We start from the raw sequence: 13945 nt of genomic DNA, 5'->3' as shown, positions 1-13945 counted from the left end.
GCACCAGAGTTCTCACCGCTCAAGCTCGCCTCACCACAGGACGCTGCGGAACAGCAGCGCATCCGCCACGAGTCCGACACCGACGACCAGAAATAATATGCGCACCGAGATCGGACCGTAGCGAGTCAGGCCGCGCACGATGCCCCGCTGTATCCGGACGGCCCGCTTGGTCTTGCGGGTGGCGAGGAACAGGATCACCAGCGACGGCGTGAGTGCCAGCGTCCAGTAGGCGTAGACCAGCAGTGGCCACGCGGCCGGCCGGGGATGCAGTGCCGCGAGCATGGCCAGCCCGGTGATGTAGGGAATCGAGGTCGGCGCCTGCCCGATGCCGACCGCGGCGCCCAGTATTCCGAGCAGCCAGGGGCGTTGCCGCATCGCCGCCAGCGCCCAGCCCGGCGCCGAGGTCTGCGCGGTCAACGGAAAGTAGGCCAGGCACATCAGCACCACGCCCAGCACCAACTGACCCCAAAAGTGAAGTGCCGGAGTGATTTTGAAGTCGACCGAATGCTTCAAGATGCCAAGTCCGAGTACCGTGCAGACGCCGAACGTCGTGGTGATCGCGAACAACCCGGCGATAAAGCTCATGCCGCCCGGGATCGGTGAGCGGCGATCGAGTCGGCTGGCGTAGACGACGGCTGAGACAACGCCCACGTTGAGGACATTCAGCGAGTCGAGGAAGGCCAGACCGGCGAGCGCCAGCAAGAGAGCTTCCATGATCGCACCGAAGTTACTGCAACCGCCTGGACGTGACGACACAAAGGGGGCGTTCGGCGCAGAAAGATGTGGAAATGCTAAGAATGCGTGGATGCATCCTGCCGTTGCCGTCCCGGGTTGCGCCCGAGCGCCACGACCGCCAAGGTCGGACGGTCGACATGTAGGTATTCCGCGAGTGAGGTCGCCCTGTGAAATTTGCGCTCGCCGGCTACGGCAGCCGCGGCGACATCGAGCCCTTCGCGGCCGTCGGCAGGGAGCTGCTGCGCCGGGGCCATGACGTGGCGATGGCGGTCACGCCCAACATGATCGGCTTCGTCGAGTCGGCCGGGCTGGCCGCCGGTGCGTTCGGGCCCGATCCGCCGCAGCACAAGGACTTCTCGCACACGACCCTGCAGAACCCGATCATGATGATGGCCGCGGTCACGGATCAGATCCGAGCGGCCTGGACGCAGTGGGGCGCGTCGCTGCTGGCGCTCGCGAACGGGGCCGACTTGGTGCTGACGGGCAGGAGCGAGCAGGGACTGGCCGCCAATGTCGCGCAGCACTACGGCATTCCGCAGGCCGCGCTGCACTTCTTCCCCGACGGCGCGGCGCAGACCAACGACATGCTGGCCGGCCTGGCGGCCGAGGCCGAAGGCGCTCAGCGCGCCGAACTGGGCCTGGCGCAGGCCCCCGGATCGATCGCGCTGGAGATCCAGGCCTACGACAAGCTCTGCTTCCCCGGCCTGGGCGCGCAGTGGGCCCAACAGGGTCTGTGTCGTCCCTTCGTCGGCGCGTTGACTTTGGAGTTGCCGGCGGCGGCCGACGGCGAGGCGCTGGCGTGGATCGAGGCCGCAACGCCGCCGATCTACTTCGGCTTCGGCAGCGGTGTGCGGGTCGCCTCGGTCGACACGGTCGCGGTGATCGCCGAGGCCTGCGCACGGCTGGGCGAGCGGGCGCTGATTTGCAGTGGCCCCAATGACTTCACCGCCGGTGCGCGCTTCGACCACGTCAAAGTCGTGGTCGAGGTGAACCATGCGACCGTCTTCCCGGCGTGCCGCGCGATCGTGCACCACGGTGGCGCCGGCACCACGGCAGCGGGCATGCGGGCCGGAGTCCCGGCGTTGATCCTCGGACTCGGGGTCGACGATCAACGGGTCTGGTCCGAGACCGTGCAACGGCTGAAAGTCGGCGTCGGCGGGGAATTTCGGTCGACCACACTGGATTCCCTGGTCGAGGCACTGCGCCACATCCTGGCTCCGGAGTACACCACCCGCGCCCGTGCGATTGCGGCCCTGATGGCCACGCCGGCCGAAAGCATCACCCGCGCGGCCGATCTCCTGGAAGAGGCAGCCCGCGCGGGACGCTAGCGTCAATACAGCCGCGGCTGTATTGTTCTGCGAATGCTGACGTGTGAGGCGCGGGAATCGGCGCTGGCCCGGTTGGGGCGGGCGCTGGCGGATCCGACGCGTTGCCGAATTCTGGTGGCGCTGCTCGACGGCGTGCGCTACCCCGGCGAATTGGCGTCCCAGCTGGGCCTGACCCGGTCGAACGTGTCGAACCACCTGTCGTGCCTGCGTGGGTGTGGCTTGGTGGTGGCCAGCTACGAGGGACGGCAGGTCCGCTACGCGTTGGCCGACGCGCACCTGGCCCGGGCGCTGCGCGAGCTCGTTCAGGTGGTGCTCGCCGTCGACACCGACCAGCCGTGCCTCGACGAGCCCGCGCCAGGCAAGGCCGGTGCGCCGCGATGACCGATAGGGATGCCCCGAGCCCGGCCGGCCCCGTGTTGCCGCTCTCGGCGCCCGAGCCCGACGGCTGCGATGCCGGATGCTGCAGCACCGAGACCGCGAATCTCGTTGAGCCGCAACGGCGTGCCGTGTTGTCGCGGCGGGTGCGGCTGCTGGTCACGGCGACGATCAGCTACAACATCATCGAGGCGATCGTCGCGCTCTCGGCCGGGGCGGTGGCGTCGTCGGCCGCGCTGATCGGGTTCGGGCTGGACTCGGTCATCGAGGTCTCCTCGGCCGCCGCGGTCTACTGGCAGTTCTCCGGGCACCACCCCGAGGCCCGCGAACGCGCGGCATTGCGGGTCATCGCGCTGTCATTCTTCGCCTTGGCCGTTTACGTGACGGTCGAATCAATCCGGTCCCTAGCCGGCGGCGAGACTGCCGGATCCTCCACTGCCGGAATCATTTTGGCGACCGCTTCACTGGTGGTCATGCCGCTGCTGTCGTACGCGCAGCGCCGCGCCGGGCGCGAGCTGGGTTCGGCCAGCGCGGTCGCCGATTCGAATCAGACCCTGCTGTGCACCTACCTGTCCGGCGTGCTGCTGGTAGGGCTGCTGCTGAACTACCTGTTCGGCTGGACGTGGGCAGATCCGGTGGTGGCATTGGTGATTGCCGCGGTGGCGGTCCGGGAGGGCCGCACCGCCTGGCGCGGCGAGCACTGCTGCTGACTTAAATACGCTGCGCCGCAGTATATTTCGGCGTTCAGCCGGGTAGCCCAGCCTTGATGGCCGCGTCCTGCTTGCGCGCCACGTCGAGCGCGATCTCCGGTGGCACCGGGTCGTTGGGCGCGCTTTCGAACTCGATCAGGGCGACGACCTTGCCTTCGCCGAAGATCACCGAGGTCTTGGCCTTGGCGCCGTCTGCCGCGGGCCCGGAAATGATCGTGCCGCCGACGCCCACGTCGGCCGGCGCCGGCGTCCCGCCCTTGATCGCACCGTTCTGCGGGTCGGTGTAGGACTTGGTGAGCGGGTCGCGGTCCTTGTCCGCGGCAGCGGGGTCGGGGTACACCAGCAGCGAGTCGACGATGCTGCGCGAGCCGGCCTGGTTGGTGAACACACCCTCGATGCCCGGCGCCGGGTCGGTCAGCTGCCGCGTTTTGGGCCCGCTGAAGCTGTCACCCGGCACGACGATGTCGGTGGACTTGATCAGGAGGTTGCTGTAGTCCGACGGCTGCGCGGCACCGCTGGTCGACGTCGCAGCGCCCGACGACGAGGATGCCGCGGAGGAACTCGTCGTCGACGATTTGGACGACGACGAGGGGCTGGCCGACTTGTCGCCGCCGCACCCCGTGACCGCTACGCCGACCACCAAAGTGGTTGCCGCCAGACCGGCTGCCGCCACCGATACCTTCTTCACGATAGGCTCCCTTGACTGTCGTCCCGATTTGCCAGCGTCTCGCGCAACATAACGGATCCTGGGTGAGTTTGCTGATTAACAAACCACACCCCGGCGCGCAGCGCTACCACGGAGACGCCGGCGGCATTGCGGGAAGGTGAACGACGCCGGACGGATCGCGGCCCGCTCAGCCCCGGCGGAACCGTTCGCGCATTTGCGGGTCGTTCTCCCACCACAGCCCCGGGCCGGCGGCGGGCTCGCTCTCGACGACGTCGGTGCGGTCCAGTTCGGCATCGACCTCGACGGCGTGCGCGCGTTCGTCGCGTGACAACGCCCGCATCAACAGCAGCACAAACGGCAACCCGACCACGTCGCCGAGAATCCACAGCACGCCGGCACCGATGGTCTGGTCGAGCCGCTGATCCGGCCCCCACGAGCGGTGCAACGCCGAGTAGTACGCCGCGGCGATCAACGAGCCCTGCCAGATGACCAGCCCCAGCAGTCCATCGCCCAGGGTCTCGCCGACCGAGATCAGCAACGAGATCAGCTGCGGGTACTTGCGTGGCACGGGATCTGTCTGCAGCCGCGCGTAGAAGTAACCAAATCCTATGATTACCAACACTATTCGAGTAGGCGCGCCGATCCATTGGTTTCGCAGAGCGGCCGCGTACCACGCAGTGAGGTAGAGCAGCCACGGCGTGGCCAGCATCGCCAGCGACGTCGTCAACGGATGCAGCAGCACTCGAGCCCAGCGCGTGCCGAGCAGCCGGTCGATGCGCTCGCGACCGCCCGGCCCCGCCGCGTCACGCAGGACGGTGACGGGTTTGCCCTGCGCGAGAAGGAACGGCACCACATACAGCAACAGCAATACCTGCAGCGCACGCATCCAGAACAGGACGTAGGCGTAGCTGCCGATCGCGCCGACGGTCGCCAGCGCCCAGGCGGCGATGCCGGCGGCGAAGCATCCGACCTGCGCGACGGATCGGGTGCCGCCGCGGGCCATCCGGTAGCACCACGCATAGCCGCCGGCGACCAACACGATCACGATCGCGGAGGTGGGGTCCAGACACCAGGTCTGGACCAGGGCGCCCCAGGTCAGCGGGCCCGGATCGACGGGCATGGCCCAAGCGTATTGCGGCTCGCGCTAGCTGCTGGTTAGGGAGTGCCCTCAGGCTTGGGTCCGCGCCCCTCGCCGGTCAGGTAATGCGGGCAATACGAACCGGCGGCGATGGCCGTGAACTTGGCCGCGCCGTTGTCGGCGAATCCCGGATTGCGCAGCTGGAGATTGTTGACGATCTCCTGGTCCGAATGTCCCGCGTCCACCAGCGCGCACACGGTCTTGCCGGCCGAGATCGCGGCAGCCGGGTCCTGGAAGGTGAGCCCGGCGTCTTTGAGCTCCTTGAGGAAGTTGGCGTCGGCGGCCGGATCCGGTTCGGGGCTGGGACTCGGGCTGGGGTCGGCGTGCGCCGGAACCGCCAGGACAATCGTGAAAGCGACGCTGAGCAGCATCACGAGACGTCTCATAACTTAGGAATTCTCCCAGAGTTGCCGAGAACACGCATCCCGCCTAGTCGCCCGGGCGAGCCGGGCGCGGATGGTGTTGGCTAGGACGACGTGGCCGCCATCTTGATTGTTCTCGACGTCTTTATCGGCATCATCGCCGTGGTCGGGCTGTTCTTCACGTGGAATCAACTGCGGGCCCGCCGCCGACGGTCGGGTGCCAAAGGCGTGGTGCTGGTCGTCGATCGACTCACCCCGCGCCGAAAGAACATCGCCCGTCTGCAGGTGAGCCTGCGCATGGTCGGACCCACCGTGCGTTACGAGGTGGGACTCGACCTGGAAGCACACGGCACGGCGTTCGACGTGTCGACGCCCAAGCCCGAGATGCGTCCGTCGATGGGCTGCGAGGACGCCGAAATGTCTTGGAGTTTCGAAATTCCCGAAGACGAGCTCGACAATGTCTGGGTCATCGCCTCGTGGATGTCGACCGAGAACGCCGACCTGCGGATGGCCGCGCTGGCGTCGAACCTGGGCACGGCGCACACCTACGAGTGGAGATGGGCTGCCGACTTTCGCGTCTCACGCGCCGGCCATTGGCGCAGGCGCCGCAGCCCGACGACTCCCCCGCGCACCGTGGCCGGGATGGGGCCGCTGGAATTGGGCCGGGCTCCCGGGCGGGGTCGCGCGGCGGCGCCCACGGCCGAGGCCCCCGACGAGGATTAGCGCGTCGCTATTGAGGAGCGCTGGTCGCGGGAGCGGTCGTCGACGTGGTGTGCGGCAGCGACGCTGGGCAATACGCCGTGGCCGCAATCGCCGCGAACTTCGCCGCGTTCTCCTCGCGCAGTCCGGGATTGCGGTCTTCCACGGTCTTGACGACGTCCACCATCTGCGTGCCCTGGCCGACCGCCTGGCATACCCACTTGCCCGCCGCGATCGCCCGGCCCGGATCCGGGAAGGTCACGCCGGACGCCGTCAGCGCGGCGAGGAATTGGTCATCCATGGCGTCGGCGGACGCCGGGGCGGCCGTGCCGACCATGGCGACGGCGCTTACCAGCAACAGGAGGCGTCTCATAGCCCCATGATCGTCGCAGACCAGCGGCAAATTCGCATCCCGCCGCCGTGACCGACCCGAGCCCTGGTCACCACGGCTGACCAGCCGGTGCGAAGCCCTCCCGCCGGGCAGAGCCGATGTGCGATTATTCGAAGATGCGCCGCTGGCTGATCGTCCTGTCGACCTTGCTCATCGCCGCCGCGAGTACGGCCGGCGTTGCCGCCGGGCGTGCGTGGGCGCAGGACGCGCCGATCGGTCACATCGGCGACACCCTTCGGGTGGACACCGGCACCTACATCGCCGACGTCACCGTGAGCAGCGTGACGCCCTGCGATCCGCCGCCCGGGTTCGGCTACACCCGCAGCGGCGTTCCGATCAAAAGCTTCCCCGGCAGCACGCCTAACCGCGCCGACGTGACGGTCCGCGCGATCCAGGTGCCCAACCCGTTCATCATGGCGACCGCGTTCAGCTTCGACGGGGTAACGCCGTTCGCCGACGCCTACAAGCCACGCGCCTCCGACGCACCCGACGCTTTGGACAACGTGCTCACCAACGCGCCGAACGGCGCGATCGTGCGCGGCGGGGTGTATTGGGACGCCTACCGCGACCCTGTCTCCAACGTCGTGCTGCTGGACCGCAAGACCGGCAAGCACCTGGCCCAGTGGAACCTCTGACGCTAGCCATCCAGCGCGCCGCCACGGATTCCGTCGACGTCGCAGAGCTGGCTAACGTTGCGGCCCTTACCTTTCCGTTGGCGTGCCCGCCCACGGCAACCCCCGAGAACATCGCGTCCTTCATCGACGCCAACCTGTCGCCCGCACGCTTCCGCGACTATCTCGATGACCCGCAACGGGCCGTTCTCACCGCGCGGCGCGACGACCGGATTATCGGCTACGCCATGCTTGTTCACGGCGTCTCCGACCACCCCGGCGTCCAGCAGGCCGTCGAAATCCGCCCGGCCGCAGAGCTATCCAAGTTGTATGTGCTGCCCGACTACCACGGCAGCGGGGCGTCGGCGGCGCTGATGGAAAGCGCGCTGGCGGTCACCGCCGACTGGGACGTGCGCTGCGTGTGGCTGGGCGTCAGCAAGGCAAACCAACGCGCACAACGCTTTTACACCAAGAGCGGGTTCAAGATCAACGGCAGAAGGACGTTTCAAGTCGGCGATCATCTGGAAAACGACTACGTCATGATCCGCGAGGTTGGATAGCCGCGGCGGTCAGCGCCAACAAGCGAGAGGTGGCCCGCAAGTACTTCTTTCGGTAGCCACCGGCCAGCATCTCCGCGCTGAAGATAGTGTCCAGTTTCGCGCCGGAAGCCACCACCGGAATGCCGGCGTCATACAGGCGATCGGTCAGCGACACCAGTCGCAGCGCCACGTTCTGGTCGTCGATGCCGTGCACGCCGGTCAGGAACACCACCGTCACACCCTCGATCAGCGTCAGGTAGCGCGACGGGTGCATGGTCGCCAAATGCGCACAGAGGGAGTCGAAGTCGTCCAGCGTCGCCCCGGCCACGCCGGCGGCGCGGGCGACGACCTCGTCGTCGGATGGGGGCCGCGGCGCGGGCGGCAGGCCGCGGTGCCGATAGTCCGGGCCCTCGATCCGCACGGTGGTGAAAATGCTTGCCAGCGTGTTGATTTCGCGCAGAAAATCCTGAGCGGCGAACCGGCCCTCGCCCAGCTGCTCGGGCAGCGTGTTGGAGGTGGCGGCCACCGACACTCCCCGCTCGACCAGCGACGACAGCAGCCGCGAGATCAGCGTGGTGTTGCCGGGATCGTCGAGTTCGAATTCGTCGATGCACACCGCGGTGTAGTCGGCCAGCAGGTCGATGCATTCGCGAAACCCGAACACCCCGGCCAGCTGGGTCAACTCCCCGAACGTCGCGAATGCCTTGGGATGCTCCGGCATCCCCGGCATTTCGTAGTAGGCCGAGGCCAGCAGATGCGTCTTGCCGACCCCGAATCCGCCGTCCAGGTAGATGCCCACCCCGGGCAGCACCGCCCGTTTGCCGAACAACTTTCGCCGGCCCGCACGCCGCTGGCCGACCTGGCGGCAGAAGTCCTGGCAGGCCAGCAAGGCGGCGGCCTGGCTCGGTTCCGCCGGATCCGGGCGATAAGTCCCGAAGCTGACGTCGGCGAACGTTGGCGGCGGCCGTAATTGGGCGATCAGCCGTTCCGGCGACACGCTCGGATGGCGGTCGACCAGGTGGTCCACCCGCGCGAAACCATCCGCGGACGTGGACCCGTGCATGCGAAAACTCTAACGGCGTGCTGCAATCGTCCTCATGCCCGAGTCCGGCACCGGCAGAGCCGCCGACATCTCGCTGACCCTGCTCGGATCGGCGCGCGAACTCGACGACGGTGAACTCCCCCGGCTCTACGCCTATCCGGACGGGGAGCAGACCTGGGTACGGGCGAATTTCATCACCAGCATCGACGGGGGCGCCACCGCCGAGGGTAAGAGCGGCTCGATGGCCGGGCCCGGTGACCGGTTGATCTTCCTCCTGCTGCGCGAACTCGCCGACGTCGTCGTCGTCGGCGCGGGCACCGTGCGGATCGAGGGCTACTCCGGGGCGCACGCGGGCATCGCCGAGCGACAACGCCGCCAGGCCCGCGGGCAAACCGAAGTGCCGCAATTGGCCATCGTCACCAAATCCGGGCGCCTGGACCGGGAGATGGGCGTGTTCACCCGCACCGAGGTGCCGCCGCTGGTGCTCACCTGCACGGCCGCGGCCGACGAGACCCGCCGCTGCCTGGGCGACCTGGCCGAGGTGATCGACTGCTCCGGACGCGATCCCGACGCGGTCGACGAGGGCGCGCTGCTGGCGATCCTGCGGGCCCGCGGACTGCGTCGCGTGCTGACCGAAGGCGGCCCGATGCTGCTGGGCGCGTTGATGCAACGGGACCTGCTCGACGAGCTGTGCCTGACGATCGCGCCGTTTGTGGTCGGCGGGCTGGCCCGGCGCATCGCCACGGGTCCCGGCCAAGCGCTGACCAAGATGGGCTGCACCCACATCCTGCGCGATGACGCCGGCTACCTGTACACGCGCTACGTGCGGACTCGGCCCTCCTGGCCCGGTGACGATGCGCCCCGCGCAGCGGGGTGAGGAGGAAGCGGGTAATCGTGCCTGGCCCGGTGACGATGCGCCCCGCGCAGCGGGGTGAGGAGGAAGCGGGTAATCGTGCCTGGCGCGGTGACGATGCGCCCCGCGCAGCGGGGTGAGGAGGAAGCGGGTAATCGTGCCTGGCCCGGTGACGATGCGCCCCGCGCAGCGGGGTGAGGAGGAAGCGGGTAATCGTGCCAAGCCGGGCGAAACCGCGCGGCATGGCTACTGTGGTCGGCATGAGTCGGCGCATCAGGTCCGCGACCACCCTGGTCGCGGTCACCGTGTTGCTGACCGCGTGCGTTCCGGGCCTGGCCGCCGACCCGCGCTTCGCCACCAACTCCGGTGCCCGGCCACAGGGCGCGGCCACGACGAAGCCGCCGCCGGCCGGTCCGCCGCCGATCGCCGCCCCCAAGAACGACTTGTCCTGGCGCGACTGCACGTCGAAGGTGTTCAACGATGCCGGCGTGCGCAACGCCCCGGCCGGCGTGCGACTGGACTGCGCGAACTACGACGCCGACCTCGATCCGGTCAACGGCGGATCGGGGACGGTTTCCGTCGGCGTGGTGCGCGCCCGGTCGCCTCAGACCCCGAAGGACGCCGGCCCCGTGGTCTTCACGACGGGCTCCGACCTGCCGTCGTCGGCGCAGTTGCCGGTGTGGCTCGCCCGGTCCGGCAACGATCTGCTGCAGGCCCACCCGATCGTCGCCGTGGACCGCCGCGGCATCGGCATGTCGGCCCCGATCGATTGCCGGGACCGCGCCGACCGCCAGGCGATGCGTGATCAGACGCAATTCCAGAGCGGCGACGACCCGGTCGCCAATCTGTCCGACATCTCCAACAATGCGACGACGAGCTGCACCGACGCGATTGCGCCGGGTGACAGCGCCTACGACAACTCGCACGCCGCCTCGGACATCGAGCGTCTGCGCAGCCTCTGGGACGTGCCGGCCGTCGCGTTGCTCGGCATCGGCAACGGTGCCCAGGTCGCGCTGACCTACGCGTCGTCGCGCCCCGACAAGGTCGCCCGGCTGATGCTCGACTCGCCAGTTGCGTTGGGCGTCAACGCCGAAACGGCGGCGGAGCAACAGGTCAAGGGCCAGCAGGCCGCGCTCGACGCGTTCGCCTCGCAATGCATCGCGGTGAACTGCGCGCTGGGTCCCGATCCCAAAGGCGCGGTCAGTGCCCTGCTGGCCGATGCCCGGGCCGGCCGGGGCCCCGGCGGCGCCTCGCTGGCCGAGGTCGTCAACGCGATCACCGTCGCGCTGGGTTTCCCGTCCGGCGGCCGCGTCAACGCCACGACGAGCCTGGCCAACGCGCTGGCCGCGGCCCGCTCCGGCGACACCAGTCAGCTGACCAGCCTGATCACCCACGCCGACGCCATTCAGGACACCGACGGCCAGTTCGTCAGCTCCTGCAGCGACGCGATCAACCGTCCGACCCCGGACCGGGTCCGGGAACTCGTGGTGGCCTGGGGCAAGCTCTACCCACAGTTCGGCACGGTCGCCGCGCTCAACTTGGTCAAGTGCGTGCACTGGCCGACGATCTCGCCGCCGGCACCGCCGAAGGAACTCAAGATCGACGTCGTGTTGCTGGGCGTGCAGAACGACCCGATCGTCGGCTCCGAAGGCGTGGCCCAGACGGCGGCCACGATCATCAACGCGGGCGCGGCCAGCCGGCGGGTGATGTGGCAGGGCATCGGCCACGGGGCGAGCATTTACACGCCCTGCGCGATCCCGCCGTTGGTCGGCTATCTCAACAGCGGCAAGCTGCCCGGAACCGACACATACTGTCCCGCCTGAGCTGACGGCTCCGCGCCGCGGTGTACGGTGCGCTGGTGACGGCAGCTCACTCGACTCCGACCGGCCTGCGCGACTGGGTGCTGGCCGCCTTCCGTCCCCGCTCCGGGCCCCCCAGCGCCGCGACGATTCTGCGGTCCGCGCTGTGGCCGGTGGCCATCATGTCGGTGTTGCACCGCAGCATCGTGCTCACCCTCAACGGCAATATCACCGACGACTTCAAGCCGGTGTACCGCGCGGTGCTGAACTTCCGCAACGGCTGGGACATCTACAACGAGCACTTCGACTACGTCGACCCGCACTACCTGTACCCCCCGGGCGGCACGTTGCTGATGGCGCCGTTCGGATACCTGTCCTTCAACCCGTCGCGCTACCTGTTCATCCTGATCAACACCGTGGCCATTCTGATCGCCTGGTACCTGTTGCTGCGGCTGTTCAAATTCACGCTGTCCTCGGTGGCAGCGCCCGCGCTACTGCTGGCCATGTTCTGCACCGAGAGCGTGACCAGCACGCTGGTGTTCACGAACATCAACGGCTGCGTGCTGCTGGCGGAGGTGCTCTTCTTGCGCTGGCTGCTGGACGGCAAGGTCGCCCACCAGTGGTGGGCCGGCCTCATCATCGGACTGACACTCACGCTCAAACCCGTGCTGGCCCCGCTGCTGCTGTTGCCCCTGCTGAACCGCCAGTGGCGGACGCTGGTGCCCGCGGTCGTGGTTCCGGTCGTCGTCAACGCGATCGCGTGGCCGTTGGTGGCCGACCCGATGGACTTCGTCACCAAGACGCTGCCGTACATCGGCGGCACCCGGGACTATTTCAACAGCTCGATCGAGGGCAACGGCGTGTACTTCGGCCTGCCTACCTGGCTGATCGTGTTCATGCGACTTCTGTTCGTCCTGCTGACAATCGGCGCACTATGGCTGCTGTACCGCTACTACCGCACCCGAGACCCGCTGTTCTGGTTCACCAGCTCGTCGGGTGTGCTGCTGCTGTGCTCCTGGCTGGTGCTGCCGCTGGCCCAGGGTTACTACTCGATGATGCTGTTCCCGTTCTTGATGACGGTGGTGCTGCGAAACTCGCTGATCCGCACCTGGCCGGCCTGGCTTGGGATCTACGGCTTCATGGCGCTGGACGACTGGCTGATCTACAGGTTCATGCGGTACGGGCGCGCGCTGCACTACCTCAAGATCACCTACGGCTGGTCGCTGCTGCTGATCGTGGCGTTCACGGTGCTGTACTTCCGCTATTTGGACGCCAAGGCCGAAAACCGGCTGGACGACGGCATCGATCCCGCCTGGCTGGCGTCCGAGGGAGAGCACGCCGCGGCGATCGCAAGCGCGGCGCAGCCGGGCGCGGCGGGTCATCTTCATTAGCGCTAGCGTGGAGAGATGACTTCCTCCGATGTCTCACGGCCCAAGGTGCAATTGTCCGACGACGAGTGGCGCAAGAAACTCACGGCGGAGGAGTTCGCGGTGCTGCGTCGCGCCGGTACCGAACGGCCGTTCGTCGGCGAGTACACCGACACCAAAACCGAGGGCGTTTACGAGTGCCGGGCCTGCGGGGCAGAGTTGTTCCGCAGCACGGAGAAATTCGACTCGCACTGCGGCTGGCCGTCGTTCTTCGATCCGGCCAATTCGGATGCGGTGATTCTGCGGCCCGACCATTCGATGGGGACGACGCGCACCGAGGTGCTCTGCGCGAACTGCCACAGCCACCTCGGTCACGTTTTCGCCGGCGAGGGTTACCCGACGCCGACGGACCAGCGCTACTGCATCAACTCGATCTCGCTGCGCCTGGTGCCGTCCGGGGCCTGATTGCCCGTCGTTACCCGTCTCCGAGTGTGAACCGGACGACGCTGAATCGGCGTGTCGCGTCGTGAGATTCACACTCGACGGGCGTTAGTCCACCCGCGTCGCGTGGACTTCCCAGAACGGCGCGTGTACCCGGCCGCCCTTCAGCCAGGGCTCCATCGCGCGGTACCGCTTGAGCATGTCCTCGGCGTGCTCGGCCATCTCCGGGTTGCGCCTGGCCATCATCTCGATGCTCTCGGCGCTGACGTTGACCTGGTAGGTGGTGGTGCCCAGGTAGCTGATCTCCCAGCCGGCGACCGGAAGCACATCGCGAAAGTCCTTCTCGGACAACGAGCGCATCATGGTAAACCCGTTGACATCGTGCGCGCCGAATTCGAACATGTAGAGCCGCGCGCCCGGCTTGGTAGCCCGCCGCAGCGCGTGCGCGTACGTCTGCGCAAGCTCGGGCTCGCTGCTGAAGGTGTGGTAGAACGCGCAGTCGACCACGGTGTCGAAGCGGTTCTCCAGCCCCTCCAGCTTGGTGGCATCGGCCAGCTCGAAATTGACTGTCACACCGGCCTTTTGGGCATTTTCACGGGCCCGCTCCAGAGCGCTCGCCGACCCGTCGATGCCGGTCGCCACGTAGCCCTTGGACGCGTAGTAGATCGCGTGGTGGCCCGGCCCGGTGCCCGGGTCGAGCACCTCACCCTTGATCGCGCCCAGCGCGACCAGCTGCTGGACCACCGGCTGCGGGCCGCCGATGTCCCACGGTGTCGCGGTGGGCAGGCCGTGCGACGTTCGCTCGTCGCGGTACATCTCTTCGAAACGGGTGGGATCGCTCGGGTCGAAATCGGTTGTCATATCTCCCCTTTCGCTTCCGGATCGCCC

At 67.9% G+C, this 13945-nt stretch carries 16 protein-coding genes and 1 pseudogene; 10 read left to right on the top strand and 7 right to left on the bottom strand.

Annotated elements, in window-relative coordinates:
• Positions 1-30: 30 nt before the first annotated feature.
• On the bottom strand, positions 31-714 hold the full coding sequence (locus MAAFP003_RS09780; RefSeq protein ID WP_096286468.1) for a GAP family protein: 684 nt from the start codon (positions 712-714) through the stop codon (positions 31-33).
• Positions 715-902: 188 nt separating this feature from the next.
• Here MAAFP003_RS09780 and MAAFP003_RS09775 point away from each other — a divergent pair, with 188 nt between their 5' ends.
• The 3 genes and pseudogenes from MAAFP003_RS09775 (at position 903) to MAAFP003_RS09765 (ending at position 3148) form a co-directional block, all read left to right on the top strand.
• Positions 903-2063: a glycosyltransferase gene (locus tag MAAFP003_RS09775; RefSeq protein ID WP_096286466.1), complete on the top strand. Its 1161-nt coding sequence runs from the start codon at positions 903-905 to the stop codon at positions 2061-2063.
• 33 nt (positions 2064-2096) lie between these two features.
• Positions 2097-2452 (top strand): annotated as a pseudogene (cmtR, locus tag MAAFP003_RS09770) (Cd(II)/Pb(II)-sensing metalloregulatory transcriptional regulator CmtR); the annotation flags it as partial.
• Entirely contained in the window at positions 2441-3148 is a 708-nt protein-coding gene (locus tag MAAFP003_RS09765) for a cation efflux transmembrane domain-containing protein (RefSeq protein ID WP_096286462.1), read from the top strand. The pseudogene cmtR and the gene MAAFP003_RS09765, both read left to right, overlap by 12 nt.
• A gap of 34 nt (positions 3149-3182) precedes the next feature.
• Here the strand turns inward: MAAFP003_RS09765 and MAAFP003_RS09760 are convergent, their stop codons facing one another.
• From MAAFP003_RS09760 to MAAFP003_RS09750, 3 genes are all read right to left on the bottom strand, one after another.
• Positions 3183-3836, bottom strand: coding sequence for a hypothetical protein (locus MAAFP003_RS09760; RefSeq protein ID WP_096286460.1), 654 nt, complete (start codon positions 3834-3836; stop codon positions 3183-3185).
• Positions 3837-4002: 166 nt separating this feature from the next.
• A complete protein-coding gene (locus MAAFP003_RS09755; RefSeq protein ID WP_096286458.1) occupies positions 4003-4935 on the bottom strand; it encodes a cytochrome c oxidase assembly protein in 933 nt (310 codons plus the stop codon).
• Between the two features lie 35 nt (positions 4936-4970).
• Positions 4971-5339: a DUF732 domain-containing protein gene (locus MAAFP003_RS09750; protein WP_096286456.1), complete on the bottom strand. Its 369-nt coding sequence runs from the start codon at positions 5337-5339 to the stop codon at positions 4971-4973.
• A 90-nt stretch (positions 5340-5429) separates the two neighbouring features.
• Here MAAFP003_RS09750 and MAAFP003_RS09745 point away from each other — a divergent pair, with 90 nt between their 5' ends.
• Positions 5430-6038, top strand: a complete 609-nt coding sequence (locus MAAFP003_RS09745) for a hypothetical protein (RefSeq protein WP_096286454.1) — start codon at positions 5430-5432, stop codon at positions 6036-6038.
• A 7-nt stretch (positions 6039-6045) separates the two neighbouring features.
• Here MAAFP003_RS09745 and MAAFP003_RS09740 read toward each other — a convergent pair whose 3' ends face one another.
• Entirely contained in the window at positions 6046-6387 is a 342-nt protein-coding gene (locus MAAFP003_RS09740) for a DUF732 domain-containing protein (RefSeq protein WP_096286452.1), read from the bottom strand.
• Positions 6388-6521: 134 nt separating this feature from the next.
• Here MAAFP003_RS09740 and MAAFP003_RS09735 point away from each other — a divergent pair, with 134 nt between their 5' ends.
• Both MAAFP003_RS09735 and MAAFP003_RS09730 read left to right on the top strand, forming a co-directional pair.
• Positions 6522-7040 (top strand): hypothetical protein, encoded by a 519-nt coding sequence (locus MAAFP003_RS09735; RefSeq protein WP_096291019.1) that lies wholly within the window; start codon positions 6522-6524, stop codon positions 7038-7040.
• Positions 7028-7576, top strand: coding sequence for a GNAT family N-acetyltransferase (locus MAAFP003_RS09730; RefSeq protein WP_096286450.1), 549 nt, complete (start codon positions 7028-7030; stop codon positions 7574-7576). Before MAAFP003_RS09735 ends, MAAFP003_RS09730 begins: the two co-directional genes overlap by 13 nt.
• Here MAAFP003_RS09730 and zapE read toward each other — a convergent pair.
• On the bottom strand, positions 7554-8618 hold the full coding sequence (zapE, locus tag MAAFP003_RS09725; protein ID WP_096286448.1) for a cell division protein ZapE: 1065 nt from the start codon (positions 8616-8618) through the stop codon (positions 7554-7556). The genes MAAFP003_RS09730 and zapE overlap by 23 nt on opposite strands.
• A gap of 34 nt (positions 8619-8652) precedes the next feature.
• On the opposite strand from zapE, the gene MAAFP003_RS09720 reads away from it, so the two are divergent.
• The 4 genes from MAAFP003_RS09720 (at position 8653) to msrB (ending at position 13081) form a co-directional block, all read left to right on the top strand.
• Positions 8653-9474 carry a pyrimidine reductase family protein gene (locus MAAFP003_RS09720; RefSeq protein WP_096286446.1) on the top strand — a complete coding sequence of 274 codons (822 nt, stop codon included), beginning with the start codon at positions 8653-8655 and terminating at the stop codon, positions 9472-9474.
• A 218-nt stretch (positions 9475-9692) separates the two neighbouring features.
• Positions 9693-11273, top strand: coding sequence for an alpha/beta fold hydrolase (locus MAAFP003_RS09715; protein WP_096286444.1), 1581 nt, complete (start codon positions 9693-9695; stop codon positions 11271-11273).
• Positions 11274-11293: 20 nt separating this feature from the next.
• A complete protein-coding gene (gene aftC, locus MAAFP003_RS09710) occupies positions 11294-12640 on the top strand; it encodes an arabinofuranan 3-O-arabinosyltransferase (protein ID WP_096286442.1) in 1347 nt (448 codons plus the stop codon).
• 15 nt (positions 12641-12655) lie between these two features.
• On the top strand, positions 12656-13081 hold the full coding sequence (gene msrB, locus MAAFP003_RS09705) for a peptide-methionine (R)-S-oxide reductase MsrB (protein ID WP_096286440.1): 426 nt from the start codon (positions 12656-12658) through the stop codon (positions 13079-13081).
• 84 nt (positions 13082-13165) lie between these two features.
• On the opposite strand, the gene MAAFP003_RS09700 is transcribed toward msrB, so the two are convergent.
• Positions 13166-13918, bottom strand: coding sequence for a class I SAM-dependent methyltransferase (locus MAAFP003_RS09700; RefSeq protein WP_096286438.1), 753 nt, complete (start codon positions 13916-13918; stop codon positions 13166-13168).
• Positions 13919-13945 lie beyond the last annotated feature (27 nt).

It is taken from the genome of Mycobacterium ahvazicum, assembly GCF_900176255.2.
GTDB classification, from domain to species: domain Bacteria; phylum Actinomycetota; class Actinomycetes; order Mycobacteriales; family Mycobacteriaceae; genus Mycobacterium; species Mycobacterium ahvazicum.
The sequence above is the reverse complement of the archived record's forward strand: the minus strand, read 5'-3'. Positions and strand labels throughout refer to the sequence as shown.

What these genes read in the sequence shown, in the direction of transcription:
- msrB (WP_096286440.1), top strand. Translation starts at nt 12,656, where the DNA reads ATGACTTCCTCCGATGTCTCACGGCCCAAGGTGCAATTGTCCGACGAC.
- MAAFP003_RS09700 (WP_096286438.1), bottom strand. Translation starts at nt 13,918, where the DNA reads ATGACAACCGATTTCGACCCGAGCGATCCCACCCGTTTCGAAGAGATG.
- MAAFP003_RS09715 (WP_096286444.1), top strand. Translation starts at nt 9,693, where the DNA reads ATGGCTACTGTGGTCGGCATGAGTCGGCGCATCAGGTCCGCGACCACC.
- MAAFP003_RS09740 (WP_096286452.1), bottom strand. Translation starts at nt 6,387, where the DNA reads ATGAGACGCCTCCTGTTGCTGGTAAGCGCCGTCGCCATGGTCGGCACG.
- MAAFP003_RS09765 (WP_096286462.1), top strand. Translation starts at nt 2,441, where the DNA reads ATGACCGATAGGGATGCCCCGAGCCCGGCCGGCCCCGTGTTGCCGCTC.
- MAAFP003_RS09755 (WP_096286458.1), bottom strand. Translation starts at nt 4,935, where the DNA reads ATGCCCGTCGATCCGGGCCCGCTGACCTGGGGCGCCCTGGTCCAGACC.
- MAAFP003_RS09780 (WP_096286468.1), bottom strand. Translation starts at nt 714, where the DNA reads ATGGAAGCTCTCTTGCTGGCGCTCGCCGGTCTGGCCTTCCTCGACTCG.
- MAAFP003_RS09750 (WP_096286456.1), bottom strand. Translation starts at nt 5,339, where the DNA reads ATGAGACGTCTCGTGATGCTGCTCAGCGTCGCTTTCACGATTGTCCTG.
- zapE (WP_096286448.1), bottom strand. Translation starts at nt 8,618, where the DNA reads ATGCACGGGTCCACGTCCGCGGATGGTTTCGCGCGGGTGGACCACCTG.
- MAAFP003_RS09735 (WP_096291019.1), top strand. Translation starts at nt 6,522, where the DNA reads ATGCGCCGCTGGCTGATCGTCCTGTCGACCTTGCTCATCGCCGCCGCG.
- MAAFP003_RS09720 (WP_096286446.1), top strand. Translation starts at nt 8,653, where the DNA reads ATGCCCGAGTCCGGCACCGGCAGAGCCGCCGACATCTCGCTGACCCTG.